This is a genomic window from Streptomyces sp. NPDC001604, assembly GCF_042893475.1.
GTDB lineage: Bacteria > Actinomycetota > Actinomycetes > Streptomycetales > Streptomycetaceae > Streptomyces.
Genome location: NZ_JBIAUY010000015.1, coordinates 111543 through 132705 on the forward strand (window position 1 = coordinate 111543; position 21163 = coordinate 132705).

The window sequence follows — 21163 nt, forward strand, 5'->3', positions numbered from 1 at the left end:
CTACGGGTGGGATCCGGCGGGGACGGAGACGGGAGCGTGGTCGAGGTGGTGGAAGTGGGGGGCCGGGTGCATGAGGAAGTCGTGGTGGGAGATGTTCCACGCGTAGGCGCCGGCCAGGGAGAAGGCGATGCGGTCGCCGGTGCGAAGGCGTGCGACGGGCACGTTGCGGGCTAGGACGTCCTTGGGGGTGCACAACTGGCCGACCAGGGTGACGAGTTCGTCTCTGGCTTCGGGGCGTTGCCAGGGACGGTTCCAGGTGTCGACGGGGTGGATGGCGAAGGGCTGGTTGTGCTGCTTGGTGGCGGGGGTGCGCAGGTGGTGGGTGCCTCCGCGCAGGATGGCGAAGGCGTGCCCGTGACTGCGCTTGATGTCGAGGACCTCGGTGACGTACCAGCCGCAGTACACGGTGACTGAGCGGCCGGGTTCGATCCGCAGGGTCAGGTGCGGGTACGGCTGCAGGAGGCGGCGCAGGCCCGAGCCGAAGGCCGTCCAGTCGAAGCGTGTGTCGGGGCGGGTGTAGTCGACGCCCATGCCGCCGCCCAGGTTGACCTCGGACAGCTGCACGCCCCTCTTCGTGGCCCAGTTGCTCGCCCAGGCCAGGACCTGGCGTGCCACGTCGAGGTGGGCGGTGGCGTCGAGGCCGGAGGCGAGGTGGACGTGGATGCCGTGCAGCCGGATGCGGTGGTCGGCGGCGATCAATGAGAGGCAGGGGTCGAGGTGGTCCGGGTCCAGGCCGAAGGGGCTGGGCCGGCCGCCCATGGCGAGGGCCACCGGGCCGAGGGCGATGGGCAGGTTGACGCGGAGCAGCACGTCCACGGTGCGCTCGCCCAGCAGCTCGGTGAGCAGGCGGAGTTCCTGTTCGCTTTCGATGTGGAGGCGGTCGACCCCGGTCTGGAGGGCCTGTTCCAGTTCGGCGGCTGTCTTGCCGGGGCCGCCGAACGCGATTGGGGTGCCGGGCGCGGTGGCCTGGACATGGTGGAGCTCGCCGCCGGATGCGACTTCGAAGCCGTCGACATGCTCGCGCAGCACCTCGAGGAGCCGGGAGTCGGAGTTCGCCTTGGCCGCGTAGAAGAGCTGGACGCGTTCGGGCAGGGCGGCGCGGATCGCGGCGGCGTGCTCGTGCAGCTGCTCCAGGTCGTAGACGTAGGCGGGCAGTTGGTCCTCGTCCAGTTCGTGGACGTGGCGCAAAAGGCGGTCGCTCGTCACGGCGTCGTTCATCGCGTCACCTCGCGCGGGAAGTCCTCGCCCAGCGGACTGGGCAGGGGGACGTAGCCGGCGTGCCGGTCGGCCTGGCGGGACCAGCGCAGCAGCAGGTTGGCCTTGGCGGGCAGCGGGACGCCGGAGAGCAGGGCACGCAGGCGCGGCGGGTCGCCGGCGCTGCGGGAGTAGGCGTCGAGGTGGTCGCGCACCAGGCCCCACAGTGCGGGCTCCAGCGCGGGGTCGGTGTCGGCGAGGGCGGCGAGGACTTCGGCGGTGTGGTTGACCAAGAGGCAGTAGGCGACCCGGTTCCAGCCGCATTCGGCGTCGTACGTCATCGGGTTGCGGACGTCCTCGGGCAGCGCGGCCAGTGCTGAGCCGTGGTGCTCGGGGAGGAGCTTGGTGCCTTCCAGGTCGCGGAAGAGCATCTGCGCGGGCGTGCCGTTCTCGCGGACGCCGACGACGACGTTCTGCAGGTGGGGTTCGAGAACGACGCCGTGCTCGAAGTAGGCGGTCAGCACTGGCGGAAGGAGCAGGCCGAGGTAGGCGTCGAACCAGGCGAGGGCGTCGCCGTCGCCGCGGGTGAGCAGGCGGGAGACCTGGGCGGGGCTGGTGGGGTGCTCGTCGGCGACCGCAGCGGCCAGTAGCGGGGTCACCCCGGGGCGCAGGTGCTCGCGCAGCCCGGTGCGGACGATGACGCCGAAGCCCTCCAGCAGGTCGCGGTCGCCGTCGATGGCGAGGCTGCGGTAGCCGGGTTCGGAGAGCAGGGCGGTGCCGGGGTGCGCCTGGCCGATCTCGGCGAAGACGGGCTTCAGGAGCTGGTCGAGGGCGACGGCGCCGGACAGTTCGTAGGCGGCGTTCTTGCGGACGCAGTTGGTCAGCCGGACGTTCAGGCTGAACTTCAGGAAAGTGTCGGCGTCCGGCTGGTAGAGGGTGCGGACGGAGGCGGTGGGGGCGTAGGCGGGGCCGTTGACGCCGGTGTCGAGGATGTCGCCGGCGGCCATGGCGGCGCGCAGGGCGGGGTGGCTGCCGAGGAGCCGGTACTGCCAGGGGTGGACGGGCAGGGCGACGTATCCGTGCCGGTCCTGCGGGTGCAGTGCGTCGAGTCGGCTCAGGTCGCCCTCCTCGTGCACCAGGTTGGGGCGCACGGCCAGGTAACGCAGGGGGAAGCGCGTGCCCGTTTCGGGGCCGTAGTGGAGCCAGTCCTGCGGGTCGCCGGTGCGGGACTTGGGTGAGGGGTGGAAGCGGTGGCCGAAGACCAGGGACTGTTCGGAGGCCAGGTAGGGGTCGTTCGGCAGGGTGGCGGTCGCGCGCTGGCGCAGGACGGTGCGGATGGTCTCGCGGCTGTCGGTGACCTGTGCGAGGAACTCGTCGTTGGCCACGCCCGTGCGCAGCTCCAGCTCCTCTTGGACGCATTCGGCCAGCTCACGCCAGCCGACCGTGGCCCAGACCGTGCCGTCGTGCCGCTGCACGGGGCCGGTGAAGCGGTGCGCGCCGATCAGGGAGACGCGGCGCAGCCGGACTCGCAGGAGGGTGTCACGCCGGGGCAGGCGCAGCAGCAGGTGGTCCTGGGCGACGGTGACCTGTCGCTCGGGCGCTGACACCTCGCGGATCAGGCAGTTGAGCAGGGTGTGGGTGGTGACGGCGTCGGCCAGCTGGGCGGGACTGCCGGTCGGGGCGAGGAGGGGGGTGGTGGTGCTGGTCATGCGGGACGGCTCCAGGGGATGGGTGAGCGGGAGTGCTTCGGCCAGGGACGGGGGCCGCGATCAGCGGTGGCGGGCCAGCGGGTTGGCAACGGGCGTCCACTGCGCGACTCCGGAGTCCTCCGCGAGACGCATCGCGATGGTCGCCTTGAGCGGCAGGGTGTCGCCGAAGAAGACCTCGCGGTCCCCGGCCGCCTCCGGCAGGTCGGCGTAGACGTGGCCGCCGACCTGGGCGACCGCCGCCCACAGCTCGTGGGGGTCGGCGCCTCGCGTGCGGGCCAGGACGTCGACCAGTTCGCTGAAGACGCCGCTGAGCAGGCCGCCGAACAGCTTCGTGCGCAGCGCCGTGTCGTCGTTGCCGGCCCGGCTGCCGGCGAGCTGCGGCAGGAGGAAGCCATAGGCGGCCAGCCGGTCGGGGTGGATGCGTACGCCGTCCAGGTCGCGGTACAGCACGCGGACAGGACGTCCGTCCCGCAGCGCGACGAGAGTGTTCTGTCCGTGCGCCTCCAGAGCCACGCCCATCGACAGCAAAGTCAGAGCGGGCGGCAGCACCAGCCGGGCGAACTCAGACAGCCAGGTGACCGGGTCCCCGGTGACCATGGCGGCTCCGGTGGCGTGGACGGCGGTGAGCGGGACCGCGATCTCCCCGGGCATCAGGTGGCGTTCGCTGGATTCCCGGATCATCGCGGCCAGGCTCGACGACGGCTTGCCGTCCACGCGGACGCTGCCGCCCGCGAGTTCGCGCAGGATGCGCAGGCTCTCGCCGAAACCGGCCTTGTCGACGACCGCGGAAACCAGCTCCGAGAGGGGGGCGCCGTCGGCGACCTCGGCCGGGGAGATGGTCCGCCGGTAGTTGGTGACCTGCACATCCAGGGCAGTCTTGATGTGGCAGCGCTGCAGTGCGTCGAGGGGGGCGAGGGTGCGCATCGACAGCAGGGGGCGGGCGGCGATGGTTCGGTCCACGACCGTCAGTTCGGGGTGATGGGCGAGGACGTGCTCGCGCTGCCAGGGGTGCACGGGCATCAACACCGTGTCCCCGTCGCGCAGTTCGTCCGGCCAGTCCCCGGTGGCCTGCCAGCGGTCTGTCGGTACGGCGAGCAGCGCCAGGTGGATGACGGGATGGTGCTCGGGGGCGTACGCGAGGACCTCGGCGACGGACAGGCCGGTGCGGGTACGGCAGCACGGATGCTGCGGGTGGCCGTCGACCACCGCCTGCTCGGCGTCGGCGGAGTCCCCTATCGGATGCGGTTCGCGGTGGGCCGCGCGGGCCAGGGCCAGGTTGGCGACGCTGTTGTCGAGTTCGGCCGCCAGACGCGCCGCACCTGGGGCGGTCAGCGGGCCGAGTGTGGCCAGCAGCTGGGCGGGCTCGTGGATCGGTCCCTCGGGGCCGGACACGGTGAAGTCGTCGGGAATGGAGGGGAATCGTTCAGCGGCCAGGTCCGGGCCGGTGAGCAGTCCGCCGTCGGCGAGACGGACGATCCGGGTGCCGGCCGCCTGGGTGCGCGCGGTGATACCCGGGAGCTGCTCACGGCAGAAGGCGCCCCAGAGCCGGCCGAGCACCGTGGCCCGGGCGCCGGGCAGTGCCGCCCTGAAGGGACCGATCAGATCGGGGCGCGCACGGCGCAGCTCGTCGATGGTGGTGCTGTGGGGCATGTTTCACCGTCCGAAGGCATGGGGAAAACGAGCGGATGGAACGGGGAGCGGCCAATACGGGCGCCATCGATGTGGCGGATTTCCGCGCCGCTTTTCAGACAGACCGAAATCAGCCCGACGCGTGACCGCCGCGGACTCGGAATCCGTTTCCGGTTGACCGCAAACGACGTTACGGGATCGTTAGTTAACTGATCGACAGCGAGCGGGAAGCGCGGTATCAGAATCCATCCAGCGTTTCGTTCGGGCCGGTCCCGACAGCGGAAAGGCTGTACGAGCCTGCCGCCGCACGGTGGGGCGTCCGCTCAGTGGTCGACCAGGAGCCACCTTCTGCTGCCGATTCTTAACACACTGCTTGCATCCCGCTGTCGGTTCATTGACCGGGCTCTGTCGTGCGGCCCCTAAAGTCGTTGGCATGCCGGTCACGCCGGTGAAGTGATGAGAGAAAAGGCCGCGAAGGGCCGTCGACCGGCGGGCGCCGGGGTCGACGGCCTTTCGTTCATGCCGAGGAACAGGGTGCTTTCGGTCTCACCGTCATCAATGCACAGGTGAATCAAATGATTTCCCGGTGCGGGGCACCGGATCTTTGTGAGTCTGTGGGCATGCGAGTCTTACTGATCGAGGACGACGACCGGGTCGCGGGCCCGCTGGTCGAGGGCCTGAGCCGCTTCGGGTTCACCGTCGACCACGCCCGCACCGGAGCGGACGGACTCACCGCCGAGGAAGCGGACATGGTGTTGTTGGACCTGGGGCTGCCCGACATGGACGGGACCGACGTCTGCCGCATGCTGAGGTTGCGTTCCCAGGTGCCCATCATCATGATCAGTGCCAGAAGCGACGAGGTCGATCGCGTCCTCGGTCTGGAGCTGGGCGCCGACGACTATCTCTCCAAGCCGTTCGGGGTTCGAGAACTCGTTGCCCGGATAAGGGCCGTGGTGCGGCGCACGCGGCCCGTGCATGCGGACGTGAGCCCAATGGCGGAACTCCGCCCGGCTGCCCCAGCACGGCCGCCCGCCGCCGAAGCCCAGCGGATCGGCCCGCTCACCATCGACCGTCGCGGCCGCCAGATACGGATGCAGCAGAGCCCCATCGCGCTGTCGCCGAAGGAGTTCGACCTGCTCGCCTATCTCGCCGACGACCCGGGAGCCGTCTGTACCCGGCGCCAGATCCTGGACGCCGTGTGGGAGCCGCACTACTTCGGCCCCACCAAGACCCTGGACGTCCACATCGCCGCCCTGCGCCGCAAACTCGGGGACTCCGCCTGGATCGACACCGTCCGCGGCGTAGGATTCCGGCTCACCCCGCCCGCCGACCCCGACCCCGCTGCCCCACGCCGGCAGGATCCCGAGGGGGATGCCCGATGACCCGCCGCCTCCTGCTCAGCTACCTCAGCCTCACCCTGCTCGTCCTGCTGTGCCTGGAGCTGCCGTTCGGCTACGTCTACGCACGCGGCGAGATGTCCCGCTTCACCAGCGGCGGGCAACAGGCAGCGGTGATGCTCGCGGAGGTGCTTGAGGAGAAGGTCGAGCGGCAGGCCACGGACGACGTCCCCACCCTGGTCGCGGACTTCGCACGGCGCACCGGCGGCCATGTGATCGTCGTCAACCGCAACGGGCAACTGCTCGCCGACTCCCGAGGCACCATCGCCGCGGGAACGGACCTGTCCACCCAGGCGGACATCGCCACCGCTCTGCGCAACCGGTCCACCTCCGCCACCCGGCAGGACGCCACCCTGGGCGGCACCGCCTTCGTCGCCACCGTGCCGGGCGCGTCCGGCGCCACCGTGCGGTGCGCGGTCCGGATCTCCTATCCCGTCTCCATGGTGACGTCCAAGGTCCACGACGCGTGGCTCGTGCTGGCCGCCGTAGGACTGGGCGTACTCGCGGCCGTCACGCTGATCGCCCTGGCCCTGGCCCGCTGGATCACCCGCCCCGTACGGGCGTTGGAACACGCGACGGCCCAACTCGCCGACGGCACGCTGACCGACCCGCCCGCCACCGACCTCGGCCCCCCCGAACTACGGCGCCTGGCAGCCGCGTTCGTCCGCACCGCAACCCGTCTGCAGCACCTGCTCAAGGCCCAGCACGCCTTCGCCTCCGAGGCGTCCCACCAGCTGAAGACACCCCTGACCGCGCTCAGGCTGAGGCTGGAGAACTTCGAGCCCCACCTCGACCCGCGTGCCCAGGGCAGTCTCGACGAGGCCGTCGGAGAGGTGGAACGGCTCGGCCGCATGGTGCAAGGGCTGCTCGCCCTGGCCCGGCTGGAGAACGCGGCAACGACACCCGAGGCCACGGACCTCGACGCGGTCGTCGCAGACCGGGCCGGCGTCTGGACCGCCTTCGCGGGCGAACAGTACGTCGACATCGCCGTCGTCGGGCCCCGGATCGGCGAAGTAATGGCGATTCCCGGGGCGTTGGAGCAGATCATCGACAACCTGCTCTCCAACGCGCTGCGGGTCTCCCCGCCCGGCACCACACTCACCCTCGCGATCGCCCCCGCGAGCGGCAATCCCGGCATGGTCGAGCTGCACGTCATGGATCAGGGCCCCGGGATGACCGAGGCGCAGCGGGAACGCGCCTTCGACCGGTTCTGGCGCGCCTCCGACACCCACCACGAGGGCACCGGTCTGGGACTGCCCATCGTCCAGCAACTCGCCCGCGCCTCGGGCGGAGAAGTCGTCCTGCTCCCGGCCCCCGGCGGAGGGCTCGACGCGGTTGTACGCCTGCGCCTCGCCCGCACCCCCAACACGCTGCCGGGCCGCCGCCCGCGCTCTCGCCTCGGGACACGGCCGGCCACAGTGCCGTCCTCGTGGGCCGACTCCCCCGTGCCCGTGCGCGAGGGGCATCAGTAGCGGCCCTGTAAGGGCTTCACGCCGCCGAATCACGTCCTCGCCCATCGTGCGCGCGTAGTGCTGCGAGAGGTTGCCTGAATCTTGGCGGCCTGCTGCTGGTTCGCTGACATTGCGTTGCAGTGCGGCCTCCTACAGTCCTTGCCGTTCCCCGGCGTTCACCCCGCCCCTGACACGTCACCGAGGGGTGGACGTCTCGTGTTCCCCGGCCTGCGTTCGTGCCGACGAATCTCCGTCCTCTGCGGCCGACGCGCAGGCCGGGCCATCCATCCGGTGCTCGATCGGAAAGGGAGGAAGCGGCAACTGGCGATGGGGTGTCGGTCGTGCAGGACACGAGACACCCCGTCCGTCACCCACCGGCGGCCCCGGCCGCGGGACTTCGAGCCCAGGACAGACCATGTACACGCCCAGCACTGTCCCCGCCCCGGGGAGTCCGCCGCCATCCCGCGGCAGCGATCCGTATGACGCGACTGCCGTTTTACCGCGCGTGGCAGCGTACGAGCCCGTCCTTTCGGCCAGCGACGACACCGCCGTATTCGCAACGCCGAGCGCCGCCTGGGCCGGGACGCCCTCCGGCGTAAGGGGCGTTCCCCGACACCGTGCCGGGCAGCACCGCTCGGACAGAGGCATGACCGGCAAGCGTTCCTCCGCGCCGTCCAGCCAGGCCGCCCACCCCGCGGACGGCAACCGGCTCCTCGTACTCCTGGTGTTCTGGACCCTGCTGGCCGCCAGCGTCGCACTGTGGTGGTTCAACACCCCGGCCGGTTCCGTCACCGACCTGGCCGGTGGACTGACCGCGGCGGGACGGATCACCGGCATGGCCGGCGGGTTCGTCCTGCTGGTCCAGGTACTGATGATGAGCAGGGTGAGCTGGCTGGAGGAGTGGGCCGGCGCCCACGATCTGATGATCTGGCACCGCCAGCTGGGCGCGATGACGACCGGGCTGATCCTGGCGCACACCGCACTGATCATCGAGGGCTACGCGCTCTCCAGCAGCGTCTCGTTCGGCTCCCAGACCTGGACGATGCTGACCACGTACGAGGACATGGCCGGTGCCTTCGCCGCCACCGCCATTCTCGTGACGATCGCACTCCTGGCCATCCGGTCGGTGCGCCGATGGATGCCCTACGAGCTCTGGCACGCACTGCACCTGACCACCTACCTGGTGCTGCTGCTCGGCTACGGCCACCAGTTCACGCTCGGCAGCGACCTGCAGACGCCGGTGGCCCGCCTGTACTGGACCGCCCTGTATGCGGTGACGGTCGCCTGCCTGGTCTGGGGTCGCGTCCTGGAGCCACTGGTGCTGAATGCGCGCCACCGGCTGAAGGTCGCCGCCGTGGTGCGCGAGTCCGAGACCATGTTCTCCATCTACGTGCAGGGCAGGAACCTGGACCGGCTCGGCGCCCGCGCAGGCCAGTTCTTCCGCTGGCGGTTCCTGACTCCTCAGGGCTGGTGGCAGTCGCACCCGTTCTCCCTGTCCAGCGCCCCCAACCGGCAGTGGCTACGGCTGACGGTGAATCCCGTCGGCGACCACACCACCCAGCTCCGCTTTCTGCGGCCGGGTACCCGCGTCATCGCGGAGGGCCCGTTCGGCACCTTCACCGCCGACCGGCAGCGCCACTCCAAGGCCCTGCTGATCGCAGCGGGCAGCGGCATCGCCCCGATTCGGGCCCTGCTGGAGCGCACACCCCCGAACACTGTCCTCATCTACCGGGCCCGCAGCGCCGAAGAGGTCGTCTTCCGGGACGAACTGGACGACCTCGCGGCACGCCGTGGCGCACGGATCCACTACGTCCTGGGCTCCCGCGAAGACCCCTGGCCGCGGAGCCTGTTCACGCCCGAGGGCATGACGGACCTCGTACCGGACGCAACCAGTCGGGACGTCTACCTGTGCGGGCCTCCCGCCCTCATCTCCGCTGCCGTGGACGTGCTCGGCCACCTGGGCGTGCCGGAACGCCAGATCCACCTCGACCCCTTCGAGTTCTGACTTCCCGCCCCAGCCCCGTCCCGATCTCCACCGCCCACCTTCCGGAGGCTCCCCATGCGCAAGACCACCGCGGCCCTGCTCGGCACCGCCGCCGCGACCACCCTGCTCACCGCGCTGAAGCTCGGTATGGCCCCGGTCGGCGCCGACTCCTCGTCCACCGCCACCGCGGCCCAGGCGGGCAGCGGGGCGACCGTGGGCGACACCACCCCCACCGCCACGGCCCCTTCGACAAGTAGTCCGGCGACCTGCCCGGCTGCGTTCACCGGAGGCGGCGCAGTCGAGCCCGCGGCGTACCTCGCAGTCGGCGACGACGACGGCGACCACGGCGGCGCGAACGAGGACGGAGAGGACGACGACCAGGGCGTACCCGCTCCGGCCGCTCCATCGGCCGCGGCACCCACCGACTCGGCCGCCCCCGCTCCCACGGACACCGCGACCGCGGCACCCACGGACCCCGCCTCCCCCAGTTCCCCGTGTACCTCCGCTCCCGCCCCCGCAAGCCCGACCGCGGCGGCTCCCTCGTCCTCCGCCCCAGCCACCGGCAGCGGCCTGAAGAACGGCACGTTCAAGGGAGCACTGGCGCAGAACGAGTACGGCACCATCCAGACCACCGTCACCGTCTCCGGCGGCCGTATCACCGACGTCACCGCCAGCTTCCCCACCACGCCCGCACGCAGCGCACAGATCAACTCCAGGGCCATTCCCGCTCTGCGGCAGGAGGCCCTGACCGCGCAGAGCGCGAGCATCGACGCGGTGTCCGGAGCGAGCTTCACCACCGCCTCGTACAAGCAGTCCCTCCAGTCGGCCATAGACGCCGCGAAGGCATGAGCCGGCCGCCGAGGAGACCACACAGCAGGGAGGACTGCCGAATCTTGGCCGTTCGCTAACACTGTGCTGACGGACTTCTGCACCACCGCTGTCCCACCGGCCGTAAGGTCGTGGCCGTTCCTCGGTGTTCGCCCAGTCCGGGAGGGAGAAGACAGTGCCCGCTGGTTCGGCCGGTACCCTCGCTCTCTCGCCGCGCAGCCGTCGCATCAGACAGCGGCTCAGGGGGGTTGCGCTGCTCCTCGCGTCCGTGACGGCGGTCGCCTTGAGCGCCTTCACGCTGCCGGCGGCACTGGTCACCGCTCCCAGCACCTCAGCGCGCGGCCGCGCAGATCAGGCCGCCCGCGCTCAGACGCTCGCCTCCACTGCCCCCGCCCGCCACGCCAGCAGCGGCGAAGCCGGCCAGGACGATCACGGACACGCTCATGACGATGCATGACCACCCGTCGTACCCCACCGGGCGTGAACACGTCGTCCCGGCCCACCACACGACCGACAGCCCTCAGTCCCCACAGATCGGCGCAAGCGGGCAGTACGGCCAGCCGAGCACATCCGAGCCCGAAGCCATGCGCCTTCTGCTGGTCGAAGACGACGACCGGATAGCCGGCCCCCTCGCCGAGGGGCTGAATCGTTACGGCTTCGCCGTCGACCGCGTGAAGACCGGCGCCGCAGCCCTCGCAGCCCCTGCGGCGGACCTGGTCCTGCTCGACCTCGGGCTGCCCGACATGGACGGCATCGACGTCTGCCGCACGCTGCGCGCCCACTCCGCCGTCCCCATCATCATGATCACCGCGAGAGGCGAGGAAGCCGACCGTATCGTCGGACTCGAACTCGGGGCGGACGACTATCTCGCCAAGCCGTTCGGCGTACGGGAGTTGGTGGCCCGCATCCGAGCCGTCACCCGCCGCACTCACCCCGAGCGACACCCCCAACCGACCGCCGCCGCACCCGTGCCCGGCGGGCCCGTTTCCGCGCACACGCGAGCCCACGCAGCGGAGGACCGCGGAGTCCAGCACCTGGGTTCGCTGACCATCGACCGGCGCACCAGGAGCGTCACCCTCGACGGCCGACTGCTGGCGCTCACGCCGAAGGAGTTCGACCTGCTGGCTTACCTCGCCGGCGATCCCGGCGCCGTGTGGTCCCGCCAGCAGATCCTCGACGCGGTGTGGGACCCCCACTACTTCGGACCGACCAGGACGCTGGACGTCCACGTCTCGGCACTGCGCCGCAAGCTCGGAGATCCCGCCTGGATAGCCACCGTCCGGGGCATAGGCTTCCGCCTCACGGTGCCCGACGGCGACATGTCCTGAGGTTGTCCTTCAACCTGATCAGGCGCGTCTTCGGCCGGAGCACGGCATCGAGTCGGCGCAACCACACGCCGTCAGGGTCAGCGAGCCGTCGGCATACGTCGGTCCGCCGCGATGACCTCCCGCCACCTGGGCGAGGGCTGCGGGGACTCGCGAACGGCCCCGCCGGAGCGGGGACGTTCGCTGTGGGGCGGCGTACCACGGCGGGTTCGGCTTCAGCAGGGCGGCAGCGGGTTGGTCTCGTCGTAGACGTCGCTGTCCTTCACGAAGCCCCAGCCGCCATGGCTGCGGTGCGGACTGTCGGCGAGCGTGTAGATCCATCGGTTGGGGTGAGGACCGCCGCCGCCCGTGGGATCGCCCTCGTATCGGCAGGTGAACCAGTTGGTGGTGCTGTTGAGGTAGCCGACGGTCTCTCCGTCCCACTCGACACGGATTCCGGCCTTGTTGTTGCACCACCAGTGGTTGGTGTCGCTCTGGTCGCGCAGGCAGTTGGACGCGGACGGGCGGGCGGCCGAGTCGCTCCCGGAGGGCTGTGCGACGGCAGCACTCGTCAAGGTGCTGACAAGGATGAACGCGCAGGCCACGGAGCCTGCGAGTCGGCCGGCACGGGGCGAGATCCTGGTCATGGGCATCCCGAGGTAGGTGACGCGGACTGCCCTCAACCTCACAGACCTGCACACGACTTGCCACCAATTCAATCCTCGTCGAAGAGCGTTTACCGAGGTGCGCAAGTCCAGTGGTTCCGCACGCGGCGTCGTGCTTCGACGCGGCAATACGCTCCCCCTGCGGGTGTCACGGAAGTTGATCTATCCGTGAGAAGCCATCCTGGAGGGGGGAGTTGGCTCGCGGTGATGACACGTCAGTGACAGGACGGCAAAGGCCGCCCGGCCGATCAGCGCAGGATGAAGATCGGCCGGGCGGTGGCGGCGAGGCAGTGAGGCGGCGGCCGGGGAGTCAGCCGTCGCCGGAGCGGTCACCGTCCTCGCGTTCTTGGTCGTCCTGCCCGTCTTCCTGATGGTCGCCCTGGCCCGGGGCACCAGCACTGGTCGCCGCGCTGGTCGGTGACGGTGCGGCCGGCACCGTGCCTCCGGGTATGGCTCCGGTGTCCACCGGCGAAGAGGCAGGCGCACTCGGAGCGGGCGGCTGCGCGGCCGGGGACGTCGGCGAGGACACCTGGGCCGTGCCGCCCGGGCTCGGGTCGGAGGAGACGGTGTCACTCACCATCGACAGCGCGGCACCAAAGCCGCCCAGGGCGAGCAGGCCCGCAGCGACGGACAGCACCAGCCCGCGCCGGGCGACGGCCAGCTGCCCAAGGCTCCTGGGCCCGGCCGCTGCCGACTTCTCCTCGGTCTCGGACTCCGGCTCCGGCCCCGAGGAAGGCAGGGCATCATGCCCCATGGGCGGCGCTTCCTCGACCCGTGACCGGTCCACGGGCACGGCAGAGGGGTAGTCGAAGGAATCCTCCTCGTAGCGGCCCCCGTAGCCTTGCTCGGTCGTCGGAATCACCTGCGTGCGCTCTACGTGGTCGCTCGCCATGCTGTCTCTGCTCCCTCCTCGGACGACCCGGACGGCGCCCGGCGCTTCGTCAGCCCTTCTGCTCCTCGGTGCCTTCCTGCTTGGTGCCGGTGACGTTGTACGACTTGTCGAGGTAGACCTCGACGGACGTGCCGTCCGCCTTCTTCACCTCCACCGCGTACATACCGGGCTTCTCCGCGTCCTCCTCGGACTTCACGACCGTGCCGGGGTACTTGGCCAGCGCCGCGGCCTCCGCCTTCTGCTTGACCTCGCCGGTCAGCGGCGGCTCCTTCTTGTCGTCGGAATCGGCGGCGTCACCCGCGGCCCCGGCTCCTTCGGCCTGCGCCGTCTGCTGGGTGTCGGCGGCCTTGGAGCCGCCGGAACCGGAATCGGAGCCGCCGCCGCAGGCAACGAGGGCGAACAGCATGACGGCGGCAGGAGCGGCGAGAATGGCACGGCGGGGCAGGGCACCCATCAGATATCTCCAGATCAGTGGGGAAGCGGAGGTCCGTGACCGGACTTCCGGGGGACTCCAATGACCTTAGGAACACGCCCTCAAGAGGGAGCACAGCAAACCGGCAGAGGAAGGCCAGCAGTTGCCCAATGTTTCACCACCGCCACCGTAAAGGGATTACAAAGTTCCGAATGACCAGTTCCGTACTAGAACGCTCGATTCTGCTTGACGTGTTGCCTGAGCGAAGAGGAGCGTACTGCGTGGCGCGGCCGTGAACTCCGCCCGGGTGCGGCATGGCTGGACGCTGCCGTTTCGAATCATCGGGGGCGAAACATGGCACGTATCCGTCTGGCGTTCGAATCGTTGACGCTGTTCGAGGACGAAGAGGCCAACGACACCCATATGGCGATGTACGCCGTAGTCAAGGACGCGTCAGGGAATCAACTGGCATCGTTCCGGTGGAACAACCAGTCCCAGAAAGTCGACGAGGTCCGCAGTTACAGCCTGCAGTTGGACGCCGCGAATTCACCGGTGGTCGACTTCGAACTGGACGCCATTGGAACGATCACCGTCAGTGCTTATACGGACGACGACAATCCGTGGCCGGATGCGGGTGGGCACGAGAATTTCCTCGGAAGCGCCGACGCGTTGATCGACCCACGCGACCCGAGCACGCTGGGCACACTGCTGCTCGGCCCGGCCACCACCGACCAGGGCAACACCGGCTACGACGTGACCGTCCAGGCCCGTGTGGTCCAGCCGTCTCAGCGCGCCCAGGTACGGCTGACCTTCAAGGACCTGCTGCTGTTGCAGGACGAGGAGGCCAACGACACCCATATGGCCGTCTACATCCGCGCGTTCGCTCCGGCGCAGGGCGGAGTGGACGCGATCGACCGCGAGTTGCTGCGCTGGAACAACGGAGGCGCCAAGGTCGACGAGGTGCACCGGTATCCGATGACCAACGGTGCCGTCACGCCTGTGGTCGACCTGACCGTCGGCGGCCCGACCCAGATATCGGTACTGGGCTACGCCGACGACGACAGCGACTGGCCGGACAACAACACCCACGAGAACCTGCTCGGCGGCGCCGTGCTGGTCCTCGACCCGGTCGACCCGCTCACCCTCGGCCACCGGCAGCTGGGCCCGACCGAGACCGACAACGGCAACGCCGGCTTCCTCATCACCATGACCAGCGAGGTCCTGCCGCCCGACGCCACACCGGATCTGGAGATCACCGGGCTGGAGGTCACTCAGGCCATCCAGCACTTCCACTCCGCCCTCGGCACCGACAACTCACTGCCCCTGGTGGCCGGGAAGGCAACCCTCGTCCGGGTCTATCTGGACTCCGGCATCGACCCGAGCGAGGGCGGCGGCACCGTGGCCGGCGTGACCGGCACGCTCACGGTCAACGGCGGTTCCTTCTCCACCGGCCCCACCGCGCCGATCACCGCCCGCCCGATCGCCCAGGTCGACCGCGAACAGCTCGCCCACACCCTCAACTTCCTCATCCCGGCCGACAAGGCGACGGGGAAGGCCACCCTGGTCGTGCAGGCGACCGTGGCGGGCACGGTCAGCAACCCGACCGAGATCACCGTCGACTTCCAGCCCACGCCGGTCGTCGACATCCTGATGCTGCGCGTCCAGGTCGGCTCGATCGCCCCGCCGTCGGACGCGGACTACATCAGGACGGCCAACACGCTCCCGCTGCGCTACCCGATCGCCGACGACCCGGCCGTCAGCATCCGCTACTGGATCCTGCCGGGCCAGGAGGTCATCACCACCACCCGCGACCTGACCAACGAGGACGGGTGGGACGACTTCATGGAGGACCTGGAGGACATCCAGGAGGAGGCCGCCGACTTCAAGTTCCTGTACGCCATGGTCGACAACACGGTGAACCTGGGCTCCATCTCGGGCCGGGCCCGGCAGAGCGAGCACGTCGCCTTCGGCCAGAACTACACCGTCACCTTCGCGCACGAACTGGCCCACCTGTGGGGGCTCAAGCACGCTCCGTGCGGCAACCCCGCAAACCCCGACGACAACTTCGTACCCAAGGACGGCAAGCTCGGCGACGTCGGCGTCGACCCGCACAACATGGTCGTGTGGCCGGCCTCCACCGGCGACTTCATGAGCTACTGCGGCTTCGAGGACAAGTGGATCAGCGGCTACCACTGGACCAAGCTGTGGCTGCGCCTGAACCACATCCCCTTCCCGCTGACCGCCGAAGCCGCCGCCTCGGGCAGCACCGGCAGTACCGGCGAGGGCTCCGCCACACCGCCGCCCGCCCTGCCCGCCACCTCCATCCCCGCCAGCCAGCCCTTCCCCGGCCCCTACATCCGCGTCCGCGGCCGCCTCTCCCGTGCCGGCACCGTGCGCTTCAGCCCGGCCCTGCGTACCTTCGCCACTCCGCCTCCCCAGCAACTGGAAGTCACAGAGGCGGCCACGGCACCCGCGTACACCGTGTCTCTGGAGGACGATGCCGGACACGTCCTGGCCACCACGGCCACCGACCCGTCCTTCCCCGCGGACGACTTCGACAACGCACCCTTCAACGCCCGCCTGCCCTACAAGGCGCAGGCCCACCGTGTCGTCCTCCGCCGCGACGGCACCGAACTCGGCGCGCTCGTCGTCCCGCCGCGCCCGCCGCACTTCGTGCTCACGCACGGCAATGCCCTCCCCGAGATCGACACCGAGGGCGTACTCCACCTGCGCTGGCGCCCGGTCGGCGACGGCCCCGGCACCCTGCCGGATCCCACCTACTACGTCCGCTTCACCAACGCGGCAGGCTCTTTCGCACAGTGGGTCGGCGTGAACCTCACCGGCACCTCCTTCGACCTCGACCTGCGCGAACTGCCCGGCGACGACCGCTGCCTGGTCCAGGTGGTCGCCACCAATGGGTTCCACACCTCCTACGTCCAGACCCCGCCCTTCGCGCTGCCGAAACGGCCCCCGCGCATCCTGCTCGGCGCCACCGACGGCCCGCTGCTGCACGCCCAGGGCACCTCCCCCCAGCACGGCGCCCTCACCGACACCGCCGTGACGTGGATCGTCGACGGCGCCCCCACCGCAGCCACCGGTGGCTCCCTGGACGTCCGCACCCTCAGCCCCGGAACCCACACCGTCGCGGTCCGCGTCACCGACCCGGATGGCCTGAACTCAAGCCAGACTCTCGGGCGTTACGACGGCACGAGCGGCCTGCGTCTACCGCCCGGCCTCGCCCTGTGAGTCGCTGACCACCGCACGGTCAGCGTGCGGCGGGCAACCGGAGGCGGAAGACCGCGCCGCCTCCGGGCGCCTCGCCGACGGTGAGCGTGCCGCCATGGCGTTCGGCGACATCGCGGGCGATGGCGAGTCCGAGTCCCGCGCCGCCGTCGTCCCGGGTGCGGGCCTCGTCGAGACGGACGAAGCGTTCGAAGATGCGCTCCCGGTCGGCCTCGGGGACGCCCTGCCCGTCGTCGGTGACGGTGAGCACGGCGTCCGCGGCATCGGCGCGCAGATCGACGGTGACCATGGATCTCCCGTGGCGTTGGGCGTTGTCGAGGAGATTGCCGAGCACACGGGCCAACTGGCCGCGGCTTCCGCTGACTTCAAGGCGTGTGTCGCTGATGCTCGCACTCGGGACGATGCGGTCGGTGGCGTTGCGCTCGGCGAGCTCCTGCCGGACGAGGCCCGCCAGGTCGACCCGGCCTTCCGTCGGGCGCTCCCCCGCGTCGAGGCGGGCCAGCAGGAGCAGGTCGGCCGCCAGGTGCTGAAGGCGGACGACGTCCTGGAGCACCTCCTCGACGTCCAGGAGTTCGGAGTGCGCGAGCGCGACCTCCAGCTGGGTGCGCAGGGAGGCGATGGGGCTGCGCAGTTCGTGGGAGGCGTCGGCGACGAAGCGGTGCTGGCGTTCGACGGACTGCTCCAGGGCGGTCAGGGTCTCGTTGGTGGTGGCGGCGAGCCGGGCGATCTCGTCGTGCGAGTCGGGCTGGGGCACACGGCGGGAGAGGTCGCCGCTGGCGGTGATCTCGCCCATCTCGGCGCGGATGCCCTCCACCGGACGCAGCGCCCGGCGGGTGACCAGCCAGGTCACGCCCGCGACCACCAGGAGCAGGAACGGCAGGCCGATCAGCATCGCCTGGGTGACCTGGTCGAGGGTGGCCTGTTCGTCCTCCAGGGAGGTGCCGGCGTAGACGGTGTAGGTGCGGCCGTCATAGGTCGTGCCCTGTACGGCGGCGAAGCTGTAGTCGCGGGTTTCGTCGCCGACCGTCACGATGAGGGTCTTGCGGTCCACGTCGGTGCCGACTTTGCCGCGGGCCGGGGTGCTGTCGTGGTCGTCATCGTCGTCGCCGCCTGACGAAGCTGTCGGCGCGGTGCCGGCGGGGGCGGGCGCGTAGTGAGCGAGGACGCGACGTCTGTCCAGGTCGTCACCGGCGGCCAGCACCTTGCCGGTGGAGTCGACGACCTGCACGAGCCTGTCCTGGTCGTCGGGCAGCTCCAGGGAGGCGAAGTTCCCGTTGAGTGCAGCCTGGGCGCCGGCCACCGTGCGGGCCGTGATCTCGGACTCCAGGCTCGCCCGGCCGGTGAGGTTGTGGCGCAGTACGGCGATCACGGCGACACCGGCGACCACCAGGGCGACGGCCACGACCAGGGTCGCGGCGAGGGCGGCGCGGGAGCGGACGGAGGCGAAGGGTCTACGCATGAGGGCCGCCGTCGGGCTCCAGGCGGTACCCGGCGCCGCGCACGGTCGTGATGGAGCGCCGTCCGAACGGGACATCGAGCTTGCGGCGCAGGGCGCTGACGTAGACCTCGACGATGTTCGGGTCGCCGTCGTAGGCGAAATCCCAGACGTGGGCGAGGATGTCGGCCTTGGACACGACCCGGCCCGCGTGCAGCGCGAGATGCTCCAGGACCGCGAACTCCTTGGCGGTGAGCGTGACTTCCGCCCCTGCCCGCTCCACACGCCTGGCACCGGGATCGACCGTCAGGTCCCCGATCCGCAGCGCCTGGGCGCCGGCCCGGGTGCGGCGGCGCAGCAGGGCGCGGATGCGGGCCTGCAGGACGACGTAGGAGAACGGCTTGGTGAGGTAGTCGTCCGCGCCGGTGTCCAGGCCCTCGGCCTCGTCGTACTCGCCGTCCTTCGCGGTGAGCATGAGGATCGGCGTCTCGTCGCCGGCGGCCCGCAGCCGGTCGCAGACCCGGTAGCCGTTCAGGCCGGGCAGCATGATGTCCAGGACGATCAGGTCGTAGTCCTGCTCCTGCGCCAGGTGCAGACCGGCCACACCGTCGTGGGCCACGTCCACGGCGAAGCCCTCGGCGGACAGACCCCGGGCGAGGGCGGTGGCGAGGCGTTTCTCGTCCTCGACGATCAGCAGGCGCATACGCACAGCGTCGCAGACCCTCCCTGAAGTGATCTTCAGGGAGCTTCAGCGTGGCTTCAGGGTCGCCCGCGCAGGGTGGTTCACGTCGGGCCGGCCACCACCGGCCGGCCCCCGTGACCCGAGGAAAGGACCACCCACGATGAAGGCCCTCAAGCGCCCCCTGACCGGTCGTCGCCGCACCGTCGCCGCCGTGCTCGCGGCCACCGTGCTGCTCGGTGGCGCCGGTGCCGCGACCGCGGTGGCCGTCGCCGACGACGGCGACCACGACAGCACCCACGCGGCCATGGGCACCCACCACGAGGACCGGGACGACGACCGCGACGGCACGCACGACGACTCCGACGACGACAGCACGCTCGCCACGAGCAGCAGGATCGACTTGAAGCAGGCCGCCGACGCGGCCCGGAAGTCGGTCGCGGGCACGGTTACCTCTGTCGAACTGGAGGGACAGCAGGGCAAGGCCGTCTGGAAGGTCGACATCGTCTCCGACAAGGGGGTGGAGCACGAGGTCACCGTGAATGCCGCCGACGGCAAGGTCACCGGCAGCAAGGTCGACCAGGACGATGACCGTGACGGCGCCGCCTCCTTGGCCAAGTCCGCCAGGACCGGCCTCGGCCAGGCCGTGGACGGCGTGCTCGCCAAGGTCCCGGGCACAGCGACGTCTGCCGAGTTGGACGGCGACAACGGCCGGACGGCCGCCTGGCACATCGACGTCATCGACGCCAAGGGCACCGACCACGAAGTCGCCGTCGACGCCCGGTCGGGCAAGGTCACGGCCACCCACACCGACCGCAACGACGACAGCAACCACTCGGCTGGCAACGGCTCGAGCGACGACAGTATCGAGGACTGAGTCGCCGTCAGCGACGACCCTCGATCCACGCGCCGGAGAGCCACCCGTGCTCTCCGGCGAGCACGTGTACCGGGGCACACGGACGGGCGTCAGGCGTAGTTCGGCAGGTCGCCCGGGTGCCGCCGGACCCGGCTGGTGTCCGGATCGAGGGCGTAGAGCGTGCCCGCCTCGCCTTGCTAGAGCAGGTGGCCGTGATGACGCTCGCGCCACGTCAGCTTGCCCACGCCGAGCACGAGCACCTGCTTCACCCCGAGCTGCGCCCCCGCCTTCACCGACTGGGTGTTCACGTCCCAGTTCGATGCCACCAGCACCACCACATGGTTTCCGTCATCCGCCCGCAGCTTGATCCGGCTCTTGGGCACGCCGAGCTTCTCCATCTGGTCCTCGGCCTGCTCGGCGTTCTTCCCGGCCAGATCAGGCATCGTCACCGGGCCTGTAGCAACCGGCGTGGGTGCGCGCTTCCCGAGAGCACCGCACCCGGCCAGCGCAGGCACCACCGCGAGTATGAGCGCAGCGCCGCAGACGTACTTCCTCATTCTCTGCTCCTAGTCTTGGCGTTCCGCCCCTGCAGTCCTCATCCACGTTCGAAGATCCTAGGCAGCACAGCAGCCTTCGATTCTGCCGTCCGGCTACTGGGCAGCAGCGGGCATACTGCCGTCGCGCCAGTCGTTCCAGTGCCCGCTGGTTCGTCGCGAGAGCGCCACAGGACTCCGACTCCCCTCTCGTCAGCTCGGTTTGGCCAGGCAGCCACCAAGGGGCGGTCAAGGTTACCGGCCGGCAATGAGCTGTTCACTTCACAGGTCTACCCGCATAGATGAACCGGTGTTGTCATGTCAGCGACACTCCGACAATCCGTCGGGGTGCGCCTTCGACCACCCGGGAGCCCCCATGTCCCGCATGCGCCAACTCGCCGTCGTCGTCTCGTCCGTGGCCCTCGCCGCCGGTGGCCTGATCGTCACCACCACCGGCACCGCGCACGCCGCCAGCTGCTCGCAGTCCTACCTGCCGCTGCAGGACCTCGCCTGCCAGCCCGGCGCCCTCAACTCGGCGGTCACCCAGTCCACGATCAACTCCACGATCTGCGTGTCCGGCTACAGCTCCTCCATCCGCCCGTCCACCAGCTACACCAACGCCCTGAAGGTGAAGCAGATCGCCGAGTACGGCTACGACGACACCGACACCGCAGATTACGAGGAAGACCACCTCATACCGCTTTCACTGGGCGGCAACCCGAAGAGCGAGCAGAACCTGTGGCCCGAACCCCGCTACGAGGTGGGCGGGTACGCCGCCACCGACAAGGACACGGTCGAGTACAAGCTGTACAAGGCGGTCTGCGCAGGAACGATAAAGCTCGCCCCGGCGCAGAAGGCCATCGCCGCCGACTGGACCACCGCCCTGGAGACCGTCGGCCTGGAGTGACCCGTCCGGCGCCTTCGTGTTCCCGCCGCACGTATGCCCGGCGGC

The 21163-nt window shown here is 70.2% G+C and carries 17 protein-coding genes; 8 read left to right on the top strand and 9 right to left on the bottom strand.

From position 1 onward, the window contains the following. The 3 genes from ACFY1E_RS33185 to ACFY1E_RS33195 are packed head-to-tail and all read right to left on the bottom strand — an operon-like array spanning position 1 to position 4553. Complete coding sequence (locus ACFY1E_RS33185) at positions 1–1218, bottom strand: type III PLP-dependent enzyme (protein ID WP_389082517.1); 1218 nt, start codon at positions 1216–1218, stop codon at positions 1–3. Beyond that, a complete protein-coding gene (locus tag ACFY1E_RS33190; protein ID WP_389082519.1) occupies positions 1215–2903 on the bottom strand; it encodes an IucA/IucC family protein in 1689 nt (562 codons plus the stop codon). The genes ACFY1E_RS33185 and ACFY1E_RS33190 overlap by 4 nt, the downstream gene beginning before the upstream one ends. A 60-nt stretch (positions 2904–2963) precedes the next feature. Continuing rightward, positions 2964–4553, bottom strand: coding sequence for an IucA/IucC family protein (locus tag ACFY1E_RS33195; RefSeq protein WP_389082521.1), 1590 nt, complete (start codon positions 4551–4553; stop codon positions 2964–2966). Between the two features lie 599 nt (positions 4554–5152). Between ACFY1E_RS33195 and ACFY1E_RS33200 the strand changes: the two genes are divergently transcribed. The 5 genes from ACFY1E_RS33200 (at position 5153) to ACFY1E_RS33220 (ending at position 11520) form a co-directional block, all read left to right on the top strand. Then, entirely contained in the window at positions 5153–5914 is a 762-nt protein-coding gene (locus ACFY1E_RS33200) for a response regulator transcription factor (RefSeq protein WP_389082524.1), read from the top strand. Continuing rightward, positions 5911–7401 carry a sensor histidine kinase gene (locus tag ACFY1E_RS33205; protein WP_389082526.1) on the top strand — a complete coding sequence of 497 codons (1491 nt, stop codon included), beginning with the start codon at positions 5911–5913 and terminating at the stop codon, positions 7399–7401. Before ACFY1E_RS33200 ends, ACFY1E_RS33205 begins: the two co-directional genes overlap by 4 nt. Positions 7402–8026: 625 nt before the next feature. After that, on the top strand, positions 8027–9385 hold the full coding sequence (locus ACFY1E_RS33210) for a ferric reductase-like transmembrane domain-containing protein (RefSeq protein WP_389082529.1): 1359 nt from the start codon (positions 8027–8029) through the stop codon (positions 9383–9385). A gap of 54 nt (positions 9386–9439) precedes the next feature. Further along, positions 9440–10213, top strand: a complete 774-nt coding sequence (locus ACFY1E_RS33215; protein WP_389082531.1) for an FMN-binding protein — start codon at positions 9440–9442, stop codon at positions 10211–10213. Positions 10214–10776: 563 nt separating this feature from the next. After that, positions 10777–11520, top strand: a complete 744-nt coding sequence (locus ACFY1E_RS33220; protein ID WP_389082824.1) for a response regulator transcription factor — start codon at positions 10777–10779, stop codon at positions 11518–11520. Between the two features lie 212 nt (positions 11521–11732). Here the strand turns inward: ACFY1E_RS33220 and ACFY1E_RS33225 are convergent, their stop codons facing one another. The 3 genes from ACFY1E_RS33225 to ACFY1E_RS33235 all read right to left on the bottom strand — a co-directional run bounded on the left by ACFY1E_RS33225 (position 11733) and on the right by ACFY1E_RS33235 (position 13507). Continuing rightward, positions 11733–12143 (bottom strand): hypothetical protein, encoded by a 411-nt coding sequence (locus ACFY1E_RS33225; RefSeq protein WP_389082534.1) that lies wholly within the window; start codon positions 12141–12143, stop codon positions 11733–11735. A 328-nt stretch (positions 12144–12471) separates the two neighbouring features. Beyond that, positions 12472–13053, bottom strand: coding sequence for a hypothetical protein (locus tag ACFY1E_RS33230; RefSeq protein ID WP_389082536.1), 582 nt, complete (start codon positions 13051–13053; stop codon positions 12472–12474). Between the two features lie 49 nt (positions 13054–13102). Next, a complete protein-coding gene (locus ACFY1E_RS33235) occupies positions 13103–13507 on the bottom strand; it encodes a PepSY domain-containing protein (RefSeq protein WP_389082539.1) in 405 nt (134 codons plus the stop codon). A 312-nt stretch (positions 13508–13819) separates the two neighbouring features. Here ACFY1E_RS33235 and ACFY1E_RS33240 point away from each other — a divergent pair, with 312 nt between their 5' ends. Next, on the top strand, positions 13820–16711 hold the full coding sequence (locus ACFY1E_RS33240; RefSeq protein ID WP_389082542.1) for a hypothetical protein: 2892 nt from the start codon (positions 13820–13822) through the stop codon (positions 16709–16711). Between the two features lie 19 nt (positions 16712–16730). Here ACFY1E_RS33240 and ACFY1E_RS33245 read toward each other — a convergent pair whose 3' ends face one another. Further along, complete coding sequence (locus ACFY1E_RS33245; RefSeq protein WP_389082544.1) at positions 16731–18167, bottom strand: ATP-binding protein; 1437 nt, start codon at positions 18165–18167, stop codon at positions 16731–16733. Next, positions 18160–18846, bottom strand: a complete 687-nt coding sequence (locus ACFY1E_RS33250) for a response regulator transcription factor (protein ID WP_389082547.1) — start codon at positions 18844–18846, stop codon at positions 18160–18162. Before ACFY1E_RS33250 ends, ACFY1E_RS33245 begins: the two co-directional genes overlap by 8 nt. Positions 18847–18985: 139 nt before the next feature. On the opposite strand from ACFY1E_RS33250, the gene ACFY1E_RS33255 reads away from it, so the two are divergent. Further along, positions 18986–19699 (top strand): PepSY domain-containing protein, encoded by a 714-nt coding sequence (locus ACFY1E_RS33255; RefSeq protein WP_389082549.1) that lies wholly within the window; start codon positions 18986–18988, stop codon positions 19697–19699. A gap of 176 nt (positions 19700–19875) precedes the next feature. On the opposite strand, the gene ACFY1E_RS33260 is transcribed toward ACFY1E_RS33255, so the two are convergent. Beyond that, on the bottom strand, positions 19876–20235 hold the full coding sequence (locus tag ACFY1E_RS33260; RefSeq protein ID WP_389082552.1) for a PASTA domain-containing protein: 360 nt from the start codon (positions 20233–20235) through the stop codon (positions 19876–19878). A gap of 352 nt (positions 20236–20587) precedes the next feature. On the opposite strand from ACFY1E_RS33260, the gene ACFY1E_RS33265 reads away from it, so the two are divergent. Next, a complete protein-coding gene (locus tag ACFY1E_RS33265) occupies positions 20588–21118 on the top strand; it encodes a hypothetical protein (protein WP_389082553.1) in 531 nt (176 codons plus the stop codon). The last annotated feature ends 45 nt before the right edge of the window (positions 21119–21163 follow it).

Bases quoted from the DNA above. Each gene is read 5' to 3' on its own strand.
- ACFY1E_RS33245 (WP_389082544.1), bottom strand. From the start codon at position 18,167: ATGCGTAGACCCTTCGCCTCCGTCCGCTCCCGCGCCGCCCTCGCCGCG.
- ACFY1E_RS33235 (WP_389082539.1), bottom strand. From the start codon at position 13,507: ATGGGTGCCCTGCCCCGCCGTGCCATTCTCGCCGCTCCTGCCGCCGTC.
- ACFY1E_RS33230 (WP_389082536.1), bottom strand. From the start codon at position 13,053: ATGGCGAGCGACCACGTAGAGCGCACGCAGGTGATTCCGACGACCGAG.
- ACFY1E_RS33200 (WP_389082524.1), top strand. From the start codon at position 5,153: ATGCGAGTCTTACTGATCGAGGACGACGACCGGGTCGCGGGCCCGCTG.
- ACFY1E_RS33205 (WP_389082526.1), top strand. From the start codon at position 5,911: ATGACCCGCCGCCTCCTGCTCAGCTACCTCAGCCTCACCCTGCTCGTC.
- ACFY1E_RS33265 (WP_389082553.1), top strand. From the start codon at position 20,588: ATGTCCCGCATGCGCCAACTCGCCGTCGTCGTCTCGTCCGTGGCCCTC.
- ACFY1E_RS33255 (WP_389082549.1), top strand. From the start codon at position 18,986: ATGAAGGCCCTCAAGCGCCCCCTGACCGGTCGTCGCCGCACCGTCGCC.
- ACFY1E_RS33250 (WP_389082547.1), bottom strand. From the start codon at position 18,846: ATGCGCCTGCTGATCGTCGAGGACGAGAAACGCCTCGCCACCGCCCTC.
- ACFY1E_RS33260 (WP_389082552.1), bottom strand. From the start codon at position 20,235: ATGAGGAAGTACGTCTGCGGCGCTGCGCTCATACTCGCGGTGGTGCCT.
- ACFY1E_RS33190 (WP_389082519.1), bottom strand. From the start codon at position 2,903: ATGACCAGCACCACCACCCCCCTCCTCGCCCCGACCGGCAGTCCCGCC.
- ACFY1E_RS33215 (WP_389082531.1), top strand. From the start codon at position 9,440: ATGCGCAAGACCACCGCGGCCCTGCTCGGCACCGCCGCCGCGACCACC.
- ACFY1E_RS33240 (WP_389082542.1), top strand. From the start codon at position 13,820: ATGGCACGTATCCGTCTGGCGTTCGAATCGTTGACGCTGTTCGAGGAC.
- ACFY1E_RS33225 (WP_389082534.1), bottom strand. From the start codon at position 12,143: ATGACCAGGATCTCGCCCCGTGCCGGCCGACTCGCAGGCTCCGTGGCC.
- ACFY1E_RS33195 (WP_389082521.1), bottom strand. From the start codon at position 4,553: ATGCCCCACAGCACCACCATCGACGAGCTGCGCCGTGCGCGCCCCGAT.
- ACFY1E_RS33210 (WP_389082529.1), top strand. From the start codon at position 8,027: ATGACCGGCAAGCGTTCCTCCGCGCCGTCCAGCCAGGCCGCCCACCCC.
- ACFY1E_RS33220 (WP_389082824.1), top strand. From the start codon at position 10,777: ATGCGCCTTCTGCTGGTCGAAGACGACGACCGGATAGCCGGCCCCCTC.
- ACFY1E_RS33185 (WP_389082517.1), bottom strand. From the start codon at position 1,218: ATGAACGACGCCGTGACGAGCGACCGCCTTTTGCGCCACGTCCACGAA.